At 62.4% G+C, this 12,913-nt stretch carries 13 protein-coding genes; 4 read left to right on the forward strand and 9 right to left on the reverse strand.

Annotated elements, in window-relative coordinates; translation table 11 throughout:
* Positions 1 to 13: 13 nt before the first annotated feature.
* Entirely contained in the window at positions 14 to 1,474 is a 1,461-nt protein-coding gene (locus DYST_RS07585) for a phytoene desaturase family protein (RefSeq protein ID WP_239951079.1), read from the reverse strand.
* A gap of 139 nt (positions 1,475 to 1,613) precedes the next feature.
* On the opposite strand from DYST_RS07585, the gene DYST_RS07590 reads away from it, so the two are divergent.
* Positions 1,614 to 2,216 carry a TetR/AcrR family transcriptional regulator gene (locus DYST_RS07590; RefSeq protein ID WP_239951081.1) on the forward strand — a complete coding sequence of 201 codons (603 nt, stop codon included), beginning with the start codon at positions 1,614 to 1,616 and terminating at the stop codon, positions 2,214 to 2,216.
* Positions 2,217 to 2,252: 36 nt separating this feature from the next.
* On the opposite strand, the gene DYST_RS07595 is transcribed toward DYST_RS07590, so the two are convergent.
* The 7 genes from DYST_RS07595 to DYST_RS07625 all read right to left on the reverse strand — a co-directional run bounded on the left by DYST_RS07595 (position 2,253) and on the right by DYST_RS07625 (position 10,136).
* Entirely contained in the window at positions 2,253 to 3,404 is a 1,152-nt protein-coding gene (locus DYST_RS07595) for a hypothetical protein (protein WP_102302354.1), read from the reverse strand.
* Between the two features lie 151 nt (positions 3,405 to 3,555).
* A complete protein-coding gene (locus DYST_RS07600) occupies positions 3,556 to 4,203 on the reverse strand; it encodes a DUF2894 domain-containing protein (RefSeq protein WP_239951083.1) in 648 nt (215 codons plus the stop codon).
* Positions 4,196 to 4,843, reverse strand: coding sequence for an OmpA family protein (locus DYST_RS07605; RefSeq protein WP_239951084.1), 648 nt, complete (start codon positions 4,841 to 4,843; stop codon positions 4,196 to 4,198). The genes DYST_RS07600 and DYST_RS07605 overlap by 8 nt, the downstream gene beginning before the upstream one ends.
* Complete coding sequence (locus DYST_RS07610) at positions 4,840 to 7,215, reverse strand: DUF802 domain-containing protein (protein WP_239952087.1); 2,376 nt, start codon at positions 7,213 to 7,215, stop codon at positions 4,840 to 4,842. The genes DYST_RS07605 and DYST_RS07610 overlap by 4 nt, the downstream gene beginning before the upstream one ends.
* Positions 7,216 to 7,252: 37 nt before the next feature.
* Positions 7,253 to 7,960 carry a DUF3348 domain-containing protein gene (locus DYST_RS07615; protein ID WP_239951086.1) on the reverse strand — a complete coding sequence of 236 codons (708 nt, stop codon included), beginning with the start codon at positions 7,958 to 7,960 and terminating at the stop codon, positions 7,253 to 7,255.
* A gap of 76 nt (positions 7,961 to 8,036) precedes the next feature.
* Positions 8,037 to 8,912 (reverse strand): LysR substrate-binding domain-containing protein, encoded by an 876-nt coding sequence (locus DYST_RS07620; protein WP_239951088.1) that lies wholly within the window; start codon positions 8,910 to 8,912, stop codon positions 8,037 to 8,039.
* A 402-nt stretch (positions 8,913 to 9,314) separates the two neighbouring features.
* Positions 9,315 to 10,136: a helix-turn-helix domain-containing protein gene (locus tag DYST_RS07625; RefSeq protein WP_239951090.1), complete on the reverse strand. Its 822-nt coding sequence runs from the start codon at positions 10,134 to 10,136 to the stop codon at positions 9,315 to 9,317.
* Between the two features lie 398 nt (positions 10,137 to 10,534).
* On the opposite strand from DYST_RS07625, the gene DYST_RS07630 reads away from it, so the two are divergent.
* Complete coding sequence (locus tag DYST_RS07630; protein ID WP_102302361.1) at positions 10,535 to 10,918, forward strand: hypothetical protein; 384 nt, start codon at positions 10,535 to 10,537, stop codon at positions 10,916 to 10,918.
* Between the two features lie 72 nt (positions 10,919 to 10,990).
* On the opposite strand, the gene DYST_RS07635 is transcribed toward DYST_RS07630, so the two are convergent.
* On the reverse strand, positions 10,991 to 11,164 hold the full coding sequence (locus DYST_RS07635; protein ID WP_239951092.1) for a hypothetical protein: 174 nt from the start codon (positions 11,162 to 11,164) through the stop codon (positions 10,991 to 10,993).
* On the opposite strand from DYST_RS07635, the gene DYST_RS07640 reads away from it, so the two are divergent.
* Positions 11,163 to 12,011, forward strand: a complete 849-nt coding sequence (locus DYST_RS07640; RefSeq protein ID WP_239951094.1) for a hypothetical protein — start codon at positions 11,163 to 11,165, stop codon at positions 12,009 to 12,011. The two genes, DYST_RS07635 and DYST_RS07640, sit on opposite strands and share 2 nt — an antisense overlap.
* 366 nt (positions 12,012 to 12,377) lie before the next feature.
* Positions 12,378 to 12,830, forward strand: coding sequence for a fasciclin domain-containing protein (locus DYST_RS07645; RefSeq protein WP_239951095.1), 453 nt, complete (start codon positions 12,378 to 12,380; stop codon positions 12,828 to 12,830).
* The last annotated feature ends 83 nt before the right edge of the window (positions 12,831 to 12,913 follow it).

The raw sequence follows: 12,913 nt of genomic DNA on the forward strand, positions 1-12,913 counted from the left end.
CCCTTGGTCAACATCAGCGATCACTCATCATCACACCGGCCGTCTGCAAACCCGAATACAGGGCCGCAGGCACGCCAAAGCCGGGGAACGTGGTCTGGCCGGCGAGATACAAACCCGACAGCGGCGTGCGATGCGCAAAGTAAGCATTCGGGTTGGCGCCGGGTGCCACGCCATAGAGGGCGCCTTCGTAAAGATGCCGCTCGTGTTCGAATGTCTGCGGATCGAGCGTGCGCACCGTATCGACCTCCAGCGTCGGTAGGAACCCACGCAACGCCGCCAGATGTTTTTCCAGCGCATCCTCCGTCATGGACGGCGTCCATTCGCTGGCGTGCTGGATACCGGACACCGGCGCATACAGTTCGAGCACGCCCTTCCCCTCCGGAGCCAGGCCGGTCAACACCTGGCTGGGCGACGTCCAGGAGAGCCAACGCGGCACTTGCTCCGCGACCTGATGCATCACGCCCTGTTGCCTCATATCCGGCACGTGGTTGACGATGAAGGCGCTGGAGGCCGGCGCGCAGCGGCCACCCAATTGCACGGCGATGGCTCGATGCGACAGCGGCGCACGGCGCGCTGTCCGTTGCATGGCGCGTGGAACAGCGTCCGGCGACAGCAACCGATTGACCACGCTAAATCCCGCGCAGGTCGCGACGACCTCCTGCGCGGGAAGATGTTCGCCATTCGCCAACACCACGCCACTCACGCGCCCGCCCGACACGTCGATGCGCGTGACCTCGCAACCACAACGCACCGGTACACCCGCCGTTTGCAGCGCGCGATGCAACGCATCGGTGATGGCCCCCATACCGCCTCGCGGCAGATGAAACCCTTCTTCCAGCAAGGCCAGCAGACCGATCAACTGGGACGCCGGCAATCGATCCGGCGGCGTGCCGGTGTAGAGCAGGATGGAGGCTACCGCCGCCTGCAATGCAGGATCAGGAAAATAACCAGCGATGGCACGGTCCACCCGGCCGCCAAGCCGCGGAAGATAGCGCCAAAGCTGGCCAAGCGTTCGCGGCAACGAAGGCTCGAACGGCAGGACACCATCGAGCAGACGGCGATAGATGGGACGCCAGTCGAGCTGCAGCTTGCGCAGGCCTTCACGCAGTAGCGCAGTGCGAGCTGCCGCATCATCACCCTCGACACGCGCCGTCTCGATGCTGCCCAGATGTACGATGGTGCCATCGTCCAGATGCGTTTCGTGCGGATGATCAATGGCGACGAGCGGCACCTCCACATCGAAGTTCAGCCCAAGCTCCCCGAACGCCCGTCGTAGCAGCGAAGGCACCGCCACATAGACCGCACCATTGTTGAACGTGTAGCCATCCATCCGGGTGGTTGAGCAACAGCCACCAGGCTGATCCGAAGCTTCCAGCACCATCACTTCCCGGCCCGCGCGGGCCAACGCTAGAGCGGCAGAAAGGCCGGATAGGCCCGCGCCAATCACGATGATGGGAGCGTTGCTACGTGGCATAGCGGAATCTCGCAAATGTAGGGTCAAGGGACAGCCTGCGGGATCGGCCGGCCGCCGTGCCCGCGGCACCGTGATATCCTGTCGCCAATCAAAATTGAACAATGATCAATTTTGAACATTGTTCAATATCAAGGCCAACATGTCCACACCCAGCCACCCGCCACGCAAACGTGAACGCACCCGCGATCATCTCGGTACGGTGGCATGGGCGCTGTTCGAGCAGTTCGGTTACGAAGCCGTCACCATGGAACAGATCGCTGCCGAGGCGGGCGTGGCGCGTGGCACGCTGTATAACCACTTCCCCGTGAAGGAGGCCGCGCTCGCACTCGCCCTGCACGAGCAACTGGCAAGTGATCTCAGTCCCTTGATGCACAAGGTCATGGCGCGGCGGAGCCTGCAGACGCGACTCGCTGGGATACTGGATGCCTCGGCACAATGGTGGGAGGCGCATCGCGACTATGCCGCACCGTACATCCGCTATCGATTCCAGGCGCTCGGCGACGGGCAGCAGGGGCAAAGCGACTCCGACATGTTGGCGGTGTACGCATCGTTGATCGAACAAGCACAAGCAAAGGGCGAGATTCGCGACGATATCGCCCCGCCCTTGCTAGCCAGTCATCTGCATTTTCTCTATCTGGGCGCCGTGTTGCGCTGGCTGGAAAACAACCGCCTCAGCCTGCGTCATGAGCTGGCACAGGTGTTGGCGTTCTTCATGGCGGCGGCCATGGCATCGGGGCGCTGAGTTTCGCTTGAGTGCTTTCGCCGCGCAGGCGTTCACTCAGTCATCGACAGCCTTCCACTGCCAAGTCCGCGACGCCATGTCGAACTCGCCGTTACGCATCGATGTATGGTCGGTGCCGGAGTCCTTGGTGATGAAGGCACTGATCGATGTTGCGTAGACCGACAAGGTGACGGAATCGCCCTCCAGCACCGTACCGGCTACGTCCAACCGGGCACCCTTGGGCAATTCGAAACGCACATACTCGTTGTCGTCCATGTCGTGGGCGCGCAAGCGTGCGGCACTGATCCCATGGCCGTTGTAGATAGCATCGATAGTCGAACCCGCGGGTATGTGTACGCCGGCCACCTCGACATCTTCTGCCAGCATGCCGTCGCCCACGCTCACGTCGCCGTCGTGCTCGCGATACACCGAAAGGTCGCGCCCTACTCCCAACGGATAACCGGCCACGCGCTGCGCCACCGCGGGCGTACAGCTGAGGTCCCCGTGATAGCTGAACACCCCTTTGGCGCATCGCACGCCGAGCGCCAACCAGTCATGCGGCGCATCGCCAATGATGTCCACATCACCGATGCGGTAGGTGCTGAACTCGAATGTTGCATCCGTCCCCGCCGGCAAGGCGAGTTCGCCGACCACGTGATCGGCAGCCAAGGTGCAGTCCACCGTTTCCTTCTCAGACGAAGTATCGAACCCTTGCTTGAACTTGGCTGCCGCGCACGGCAGGCCGTGAATGGCCGTGGGCCGCGTCAGTACACCCTCGGACACATAGCGGGTCGGGTTGTCTCCACCAGTGACCGCGATCGAGAAATCACCGCGGATGGGCAACCCCAACAGCATGGTTTCCACTGGAAGCGTTCCGCCGCTCACATCATGTGGCTCCCAAGTGGACTGCACGACCGTTGATCCCGCCGGGAAATGCAGGTCGTCGTAGACCTTGGGCGACGACAGGTGATGCGTGTAATGCTGGACCACAGCCTCGCTGTAGGCCTGCTCGATGTCGCGGTGGTTGAACAGCAGCAACAGTTGGAGCGCCACAAAGAGGACGCAACATGGCAGGCCGTAACGCCAGAAACGACCATGCCGAATGGAACGCTTGATGCCCAGCAAGGCCAGAATGATCGTCGCGGGAATGGTTACCAGCAGGGCTAACAACGCGAAGACGACGAGGTTCGACAACGACAGTGGGACCACGGCAATTCCTTGGCAAATGTCGGTATGCCAGCGAAACAGCCTGCTGGCGAAGCCATGCCATCCGGCACCGGCCCAGCATATCAAGCTGCCCCGGTTAAGCGGCAGCGCCGTTGGCCGGGCTGGAGGGGAAAGCGCCGAGCGTGCGGCGACCTTACTCCTTGCGCGTGCGTGCCTTAGCCCGTGTGCGCTTGCCCGGGGACGCCGCCTGCGGCGCATCCTTCGCGACGAACGATGCGTTGCCGTTCATCTGCTCGATCCACGACAGGTCGTCGATATAAGCCAGAAAGTGCTGCAGGTAGCCGGGTGACAGCTCGCGCATCAAAGCGATGGTGCGATGGACGAGCGCACGCGAATTGAGTGGACCGGCGTTCTCCGGCGCATCTTCCATCGATTGGCGAAGCTGGCTCTCCGTGCGCACCGACGACCAGATCTTGCGGAACTCACCCAGCAGTTCCATCTCAGGCATGGCGGATGTCGCTGGCTCGGTAGCAGGCTTCTCGTTGCGTGACGCCGCCATGCGGGCGAGCTGATCGATCAGTTCACCGAAAGGACCTCGCTCCGCGATGTCGGATACCGCATCGTTGCTGGCACTCACCGCCGAAGGAATGAGATCGGCGGCATACGCGTCGATCAAGACGGCCAAGCGTGCGTCCAGCAGTCCGCGTGCTTCACCATCGATCCGGGCGGCACGCTTCTCCAGCGCATCCATGAAATGGAACCGGATGGGATCGAGACGATCTGCCTGTCGCGCGCGCCAAGCATCGAGCGTCGCGCGTGCGCTGGGCGTTCCGTCAGTCATGAGACGCTACGGCCGTATTCGACGGCCGCGGCACAGGCGCGATCTCCACGCGACGGTTCTTTGCGCGCCCATCCTCGTTTTCGTTTGAACTCACTGGCTGCTCCGCGCCGAAGGCGGCAGCGAAGACGGAAGAAGCAGGCACGCCTTCAGTAATCAGCGTACGGGTAACCGTGAGCGCGCGCTCGGCGGACAACTCCAGGTTGTCGGCGAAGTGACGATTGCCGTCACGCACTTGCTGGTCGTCGGTGAAGCCGCTCACCATCAGAATTTCATCGCGGGACTTGAGGTAATCCGTCAGCGGCCCAGCCAGGCTTTTCAGCAGCTCGCGCCCTTCCGGTTGCAACTGGTCGGAATTGAGCGCGAACAGCACGTTGCCGCGAATACCGATGCGCCCATCGACCAGCGTCACGCGGCCGGCCGCCAGCGGCGCGGCCAGCGCCTGCTCCAGCGTCTTGCGGCGCTGTGCTTCAGCCTGGTGTTGCTTCACCTCTTCGTCGAGCCGGTTGGACAACTGCAGTTGCACGCCGATCACGCCGACCAGAATCAGCACGAACGCGCCCAGCAGTACCGACATCAAGTCGCCGAACGCGGCCCAGATCGGCGCGGTCGATTCCGCTTCGACCTCGAACTCGTCACTCATGCGTTTTCAGCCCCGGCCGTTGCGCGCTGATCGGCAATCTGCCGCAGGTCTTCGATCACCTGCTTCTGCGAAAGCATGCTGAGGTCGACCACTTCACGCGCCTGGGCCACGTAGTACGCCAGTTGCTCGTCGCTACGCGCCAACGTCTTGTCCAACGCGTCGGCGATGTGCTGCAGGCGTTCCATCAGCGCTTCGTTCGACTGGCCGTACAACTGCACCGACACCCCAAAAGCTTCGCCAAGGCTGGCCACTTCCACCGCGCTGCCCGTGACCTGCGCCGCCACCGTACCGAGCTTGCCGGTTTCGGCTTGGATATGGTCGGTGAAGCGGGTGCTCACGCGATCGAGCAGGTCGGCCGAGGTGGCGACCAGCGCATCGACCGCTTCACGCTGTTCCGTCGACGCGTGGTTCACAGCGTCAAGCAGGGTTTCCAGTGTGGCGAGCAGACGGCTGCGCTCTTCCAGCATCGCCGTGTCGCGCACCATGCTGTCGGAAAGCTTCTGGCGCAGCTCGGCGACGACGTCGGCGGCCGCCTTCGGCGCTTCCGACGCAGCCTGCACGAGGCGGGAGATCTCTGCGATGGTTTCGCTGGCGTGCGTCTGTGCCTGTGCGGAGATGTCGCCGGCGGTCTTGGCCAACGTGTCGCAGATGTCCTGCTGACGGCGGGTGGCGTGTTCGCCCACCTGCTCCCATTGCTGGCCCAGGGTGGCGGTCATCGATTCGAACGATGTCGTCCACGTCGCCAATCGCTGCTCGTCGCGCGACTCCAGCGCTGTCTGCAACTCCGCATGCGAGGCCTGCACGACGCGCACCAGCGACGACGCCTGCGCTTCGAAGGATGCCGTAGCCGTGGCCAATGCTTTTTCGTTGCGGGCCGCCAAGCCGTCGTTCGCTGCAGCCTGCTGCGACAGTGCGTTGTTCCATGCCGTTGCCGCGTGGCCGGCCGAGGCATCCAGGCGTGCAGCGACACTGTCCAACAGGCCGGTCGAACGCTGCTCGAAGGTTTCGCCGAAGCGCTCCAGCGACTGGCGCAGATCGCCGGCCATGGATTCGTTGGAGCGGCGATGTTCGTCCAGCGCCTTGCTCCAGAGTTCCGCCACCGTTGCGGTACTGGTCTCGAAGCCGGTGGACAGGCCATCCAATTGCTCGCGTACGGCCTGCGTGACGGATGCATGCAACGTGGCCGCTTCGCGCGCGAGCCCAGCCATCGTCGCCTCTACCACCGGTTGCAACAAGGCGCCGGAAGCGCGCGCGCTTTCGGTGACGCTGTCCTTCAACGACTGCTCCACCGACGTAGCGAGATGCGTATAGGTCGCCTCGGCCCGCGCATGGAAGGCTTCGTGACTGGCGAGCTGCTGCTCGGTCGCGGTCAGGTTCTGCTGCCACAGGGCGCCGGACACGCGTGCACTTTCGGCCACGCTGTCCTTCAACGACTGCTCCACTGAGGAGGCGAGCTGCGTGTACGCGGCCTCGGTGCGGGTGTGGAACGCGCCATGGCTGGCGAGCTGGTGCTCGTTGGCGGCCAAGCCTTGCTGCAGCATGGAGGTGGCAGCGCGCGCGCTTTCGGCCACGCTCTCCTTCAAGGATTGCTGCACGGAGGCGGCAAGATGCGTATAGGCCGCTTCGGTGCGCGCGTGGAACGCTTCCTGACCCGCGAGCTGGCGCTCGTTCGTCACGGTGCCATGTTGTTCGAGGGCGATCATCAGCGCCTGCAGGCGATCGACCAGGGTCGGCATCAGCGCCGTCTGCTGTTGCAGGAGCTTGAATGCTTCGTCGCGCTGGTGCGCCTGCGAATGCACGCGCAAGCTGGTGGCAATCCTGGCGTCCAGTTGCTGCACGGCGTGCAGGCGCTCGCGCCGGCACAGTGCGGAAAGCAGGCCGAGCATGGCCGATGTCGCCACGCCCGCAATCGAAGTGCCGAACGCAAAGCCCAGGCCCTTGACCGGCGCGGCGAGCGAACCGCGAATAGCTTGCAGGTCAGTCGCGCTTTCCAGCGCGAGGCCGGTGCCGCGCAAGGTCGCCATCATGCCGAGCAGCGTGCCCAGCATGCCCAGCAGCACGAGCAGGCCGACCAGATACGGCGTCAAGGCTGGCGCGGGCATGGCCACGCGCTCGCCTTCCACGCGCAGGCGCACGGCGTGACGCAGGCTGGGATGCAAGCGGGCAAGCCAATCGCCCAGGCCTTCCGGCGCCACAGGGGCATCCACCAGGGCATGCGTCAGCGTGGCGGTTGCCTGCCGGTAGCGGTGCAGCTCCAGCGCGCCGGCCACGTAACAGGCACCGATCACCGCCGCGATCGCCGCACCCAGCGGGTTCGAACCGATGTAGCCCACGCCGATCCAGCACACGGCCACCAGGCCCACAGCGAACACAGCAAGATTAAGCAGATTCTTCAACGTCACTTCTCGGTTAGCGGGTGCGAAGGGCTGCCAGCAGGCCTTCGACCGGTTGAAAACGAACATCCAGTTCAGCGAGCAAAACGCTCTGCACGTCCTTGCGAAAACCATCGAGCCAGGGAGCAGGCGTTGCGGATGCCGCCTCCCCTTCCGCCGCTTCGGACGGCGCGCTCTGGCGCAACCGCTCGAAGTGCTCGCCCAGCAACGCCGGCACAGCCGCCAGCAACATCTGCTCGCGCGGACTCAGTGCGAGCTCCATGACGGCATCTACGCTGGCAAGCCCCGCCAGCTCGTTCGACTGCCGGGCCAACATGTCGCGTAGCCGCCCGCGCAAATGGCCGGTGGCCGCCTGCATGCGCCGCTGCAGGGTGAGGTAGCGCTGGCGGAACACCGCGTAGTCGTCCCCCACGTTGTCGCTGCCCGCCCCATCCGCACCGATGGCCAGGACCGGATCACCGGTAATGGCCTGCACCAACGAGGCGCGCAGGCGAGTGCACTCCGCCTCTTCCTCGCTGCTGAAGGCCGGGCCGCCCGCGTCGTCCACGGATGGCCGGCCGTCCAGCGCCGTAGACAGTGCAATGGCATGCGTCCAGTCGAGCCAGTGGCTCAACCGGTCCGGCAGCGATTGCCTGGAGGCGGGTACGTCGCGATCCGTCAGGCGAGCGAGCAAGCGGATGAACGTCGGGCCACGAACCGCCGTCCGCTGAAGGGCTTGCACCATACGTCTGGCTTAGAAAAAAGGAGTGATTTTACACGTTGGGCATGTAAGCCGCTGAACGCTGGGAAGACCGGTGCGTTCAGGGCGTGAGATGTGCCCGCGCCTGATCCATCACGGCCTGCCGCAGCTGCGCCAGCGCGGGCGTGGCCTCGCTGCCGCTGGCGTGCAGGCAGACGTCGACGCCAGGCAACGGGGGTAATCCATGGCGCCCGTCCAGCCGCATCAGCTGGGGTGGCACACCAGCCGTGGTCCGCAGGGTGATGCCCAGCCCCGCGGCCACCCCTGCCCACAGGCTCTGCAGGCTGCCGGTCACGTAGGCCACCCGCCACGACAGATGCGCCTTGTCCAGCGCATCCACGCCCGCCCGGCGGAAGAAGCACGGCGAGTGGTAAAGGGCGAGATCGAGCGGTGCGTCAGCCCGCAGCACCTCGTCCACACCGGCCGGCCCCAGCCATGTCATGGGCAGGGTCACCACATGCTCCGCATCCGCGCGCTGTGCATAGCCCATCACCAGGACCAGATCGAGCTCGCCGCGGTCCAGCCTTTCGAGCAGGGCCCCGTTGCGATCGACCGAAATATCGACCTGTACCGCCGGGTGGGCCTTCTTGAATTGGCCTAGCGCGGCGGGCAGCCAGGATTCGGCGAAATCGCCGGGCAAGCCAAAGCGCACCGTGCCTGCCAACGAGGCGCCCCGCACCGCGTGCACGGCTTCGTCGTTCAGTTCCAGCAGGCGGCGGGCATAGGAGTGCACCGTGTCGCCGGCCTCGGTGAGCACGATGCGGCGCCCTTGCTTGCGGAACAGCGGCTGGCCCAACTGCGCCTCCAACTTGCGCATCTGCTGGCTGACCGCGGATTGCGACCGCCCCACCCGCTCCGCCGCGCGGTTCAGGCTGCCCAGTTGCAGGATCGCAAGCAGGGATCGCAGCGCATCCATATCCAGATTGGGTAAGGTCATTATGCAGTTTTTCTAATAGGTATGTCTCGAATTATCACATTTTATCAAGTGTTTGAGCTCCCTAACATCGATCAGCTCGACGCCCGGCCTATCTAAGGAACCTCAGCGCATGCACGTCTCTCGTCTTCGCCAGGCCATCGCAGCGTGGTTTCTCGTCTAAGGGCGTGCTGGTGTTCCGGATCGAAGGAGCCTCTTACCCGAATGGGGAGGGACAGGCGCAGAGCCGGCAATACGAACTCAAGGGTGACGAGTTGAGCTACCGCGTGCCGGCGCGGCCCGATGGCAACGTGCCGCTGTCGGTGTGGGTCGCATCGGCCCGCCGTGAGTTGCGTGCGCTGATCGATTCTCTCGTCGAGAAACGCAACGCGTGGACAGCCGCCGCAAAGCAACGACGCAATCCAGTTAGCCAACGGCGGCTTGCCTTCCCACGCCCTGTTTCGCCAGTTCCATGCACACCGCCGCCGTAGGGTCATCCGCAGGGAAGGCGCATTCAATGCGCACTTCATCCAGCGTCACATTGCGCGGCGTCGCGAACGTGGTAATGGTCTCGAAGAAACTCAGCTCGCCTCGCGGGCTGCGGAACGTCATGGTGAGGATGGATGACGGCGCAACGGTGACATCGCGATGCCGCCATGCGTGCGGTACCTCCGGATAGCGCAACACCTCATCCAGCAGTGCCTGTGCCTTTTCGTCCCTGGGCGAGGCAGCGATTTCCTGGTGCAAGTGGTGGAGGAACTTCACCGCCACCTCCTCCCAGTTCACGATGGCCGAGCGAATGTCCTCCGGGTCGAACACTTGACGCAGGATGTTGTCGTGCCGCGGTGGACGCCCGCCCATGACGAGCTGATTGATGCGTACGGCGGCGTCGTTGATCCTCAAGACGTCCCAGTGACGGTTCACCACGAACGCGGGATATGGCTCCTGCTGAGCGACGATCAGGTCGATCGCGCGCTGCATCATCTGTAGCGAAGGCGTATCGAGCGGCGTCTCCGGGTACTGCGGCGCATAGCCTGCAGCGACCATCAGCGCATTGCGTTCGCGCAGCGGCATACCCAGCACGTCGGCCAGCCGCACCAGCACGCCGCGGCTGGCCTGTGCCTTGCCCGTCTCAATGCAGCTCAGGTGTCGCGCGGAGATATCCGCCTGCAACGCCAGCTCGAACTGGCTGAAGCGCAACGACGCACGCCACTCACGCAAAAGCTTTCCGATCGGTGGATGAGACATGGCAACCCGCTGGCAGAGATGGGAAACACGGCGCACACAACGTGGGCACCATGCACCCGAAACCGCCGCCGCGCCCGTGCCGTCAGTCGGGGGCCCTGCCCTTACCCGGCTGCGGACTCCGGGCAGGCTCAACATGCATCCTGGCGAGCCGTGAAAAGCCCAAGCAATACGCGAGCCGCAATGCCGGAGGGCGTGCAGAGGGCGGCGGATCAGGTCCGCGCATTTTTCTGCGACAATTCCTGCGCAATAGCATCGCACTGCTGCGATGTTTCATTGGCCAGGGATTGGCACGTCTTCTCCATGCAGTCAGGGAGACATGCGCGCTGATCATCATGCACGCCGGATATAGGGGCGTGTTTCGTTTCTCGATGTCCGTACTCATGACTAGATGGAGAGCAATGATGTTACTTCGCAATACGTCGCCGACCTTGTCCGGCGCCACGCTCGGCTTGGCGCTTGGCTTCCTCATCAACGCGGTGACACCGTCGATTGCACATGCTGACGCTCCGCTGTCGTCAGCCACCAACCAATACGTCGACATGTGCATGAATCAGGCGACCAGTATCCCCGCGCCCTATGGTGAAGCCGATTTGAAAGGAAACCCCGGACTGGGTGACTACTGCAAGTGTTTCGGCGCCAAGTTTGCGGAGCGTGCGGTGGCGTCGGTGCAGAGCGGCGGCAAGTCCACCTCATCGCTGGATGACACCGTGAAGGAAGAGCAAGCCATGCGTAACAGCTGCCGCAAACAAGTTGGCTTGCCGTTGCTCAAGTTCAAACCCTGATGGTTGAAAAGAGACGCCTGTTGATGTGCCTGCAGAACGGACCTCGCTGAGTGGTCCTGTTATGGGCTTGCATCAACCGAAAGCATTCGCTTCTCGCGTCATGACTATCTGATCAAACTTGCTGGAATGTCGACAACGTCCGGCTGCAACAGCACGACGTTGATCGATCGCACAAGCGGCAACCATTGGCTTGCCTTCCCAAATCAAACCATGCCGCCCTGTTTCTTCATAAGGAAGATGATTCATGCCATTGAATGGTTTTGTTGTAACGCGACATGTGCAGGTTCTTCCGATCGTAGCCGCCTGCTGCCTGACGCTGGCGGCATGCAGTAGCTCGGGCTCGTCAACAGATGGCCAGGCCGCCGCCACATCTGCAACCACAAGCAACAGTGCAACCGGTACTAGCTATGAAGTGGTCTTGATCGACCGCCCGACTCCCGCCGATGGCATGCTCCATGTGATGGGGGATATGGCCTACAAGCTCTGTGTGGTCGCTGCCGAGTCACTGCATGTACCGCTCAAGCCCTACCCACACATGCCTGACGATTACATCACTCAGCGCACCACCTATATTTCCGACGGCCACTCCTGGATGAAAAAGACGGAGTCGGTCTACAAGGTCGACCTTGACAATCTAGCTGCTGAAAAGGGCTGCGAGATCAAGGTCGTGCCGGACAAATCCTTTGACGTCGTCATCGAGCACGACGGTAAGCAGATCAACGTGAGTGGGCATGAGGACGGCACGACATCCGTGGACTCGTCAGACGACGATCTAAGCGCATTCAATGCCAAGAATCCGATCGAGATCAATGATCGCTATACAGACAAGCGCACCGTGGCTGGTGTCAATCTGCGATGCCTGCCCAAGTCCAGTCCGGTGATCAGCTCGAAGGTCGCCATCGATATGTGCGTCTATGAGAAAGATGGCATCGTGACGACTTCGGACAAGAAGTCGATCGTGCTGTATCAAAACGTTGATCCCCTCAACGCTAATCTGATAGCTCCCTATACGATGATTACCGAGGTGAGGTCATTGAAGCTTGGCGCGGCTATCGACCCTAGCGTGTTCAAGACGGAAACCTATACCAAGTAATCGCCCTGAATAGTTTTTGGGGGCGAGCAGAAAAGCTGCACATCATTTGATTGAAGCGAGATGGATTGGAAAGAGGCCGGTAGTTCCCTATCGGCCTCTTTCCATGTCAGATCGCCCATTGAACGGCATGTTGCACGTTCGCACTGCCATCCGTTCATAGCTACATCCCGCGCCGCATCACCATCACGTAACAACTACAAGCGCATCCTGCCAGAGCGCCAGGATAGAAAGTCTCCTCCTTGGCAGGCGTCTCAGCCACGCGGTCCTTTTCCTAACGCCATCTGAGTACTTCTCCGATCTGCATCGGAGTTGCGGATTCGTCCGCTCTGGATCCGTGTCGCGGATCCTCACTGAAGGCAAATACTCATGTCCAACAACGATTCCAACGTTTCTAACGCTGGTAACAAGAACCTTGTCGATACAGCGGCAGCCAATGGCCGCTTTCATACGCTTGGCAAAGCGCTTGCCGCGGCAGACCTTACCAACGTTCTGAAGGGTGCCGGCCCATACACCGTCTTTGCTCCGACGGATGAAGCTTTCGAGAAGCTGCCCAAAGACACACTAAACAACTGGCTTAAGCCGGAGAACAAAGCTGAGTTGATCTCCGTGCTGAAATATCACGTTATGCCAGGTCGCGCGTCAGGCGCAGATGTCGAGAAGCTCACTGAGCCCAAGATGATGCAAGGTCAGACGGCGGCAGTCACCAAGGATGGCGACAAGCTCCGCATTGGCGGAGCCACCATCACGCAGAAGGACATTACGTCCAGCAATGGCGTCATCCATGCGATCGACACGGTGAACGTGCCGACCAAGCAGTAACTGGAAAAGGTTTGTGGTGGGGTAAACCCCACCACAGAACTTGCCAAAGCATCTGCAGGAATTGATTACCGCGCAGTTGCCCA

The sequence above is a fragment of the Dyella terrae genome, assembly GCF_022394535.1.
In the GTDB taxonomy this organism is placed as follows: Bacteria; Pseudomonadota; Gammaproteobacteria; order Xanthomonadales; family Rhodanobacteraceae; genus Dyella.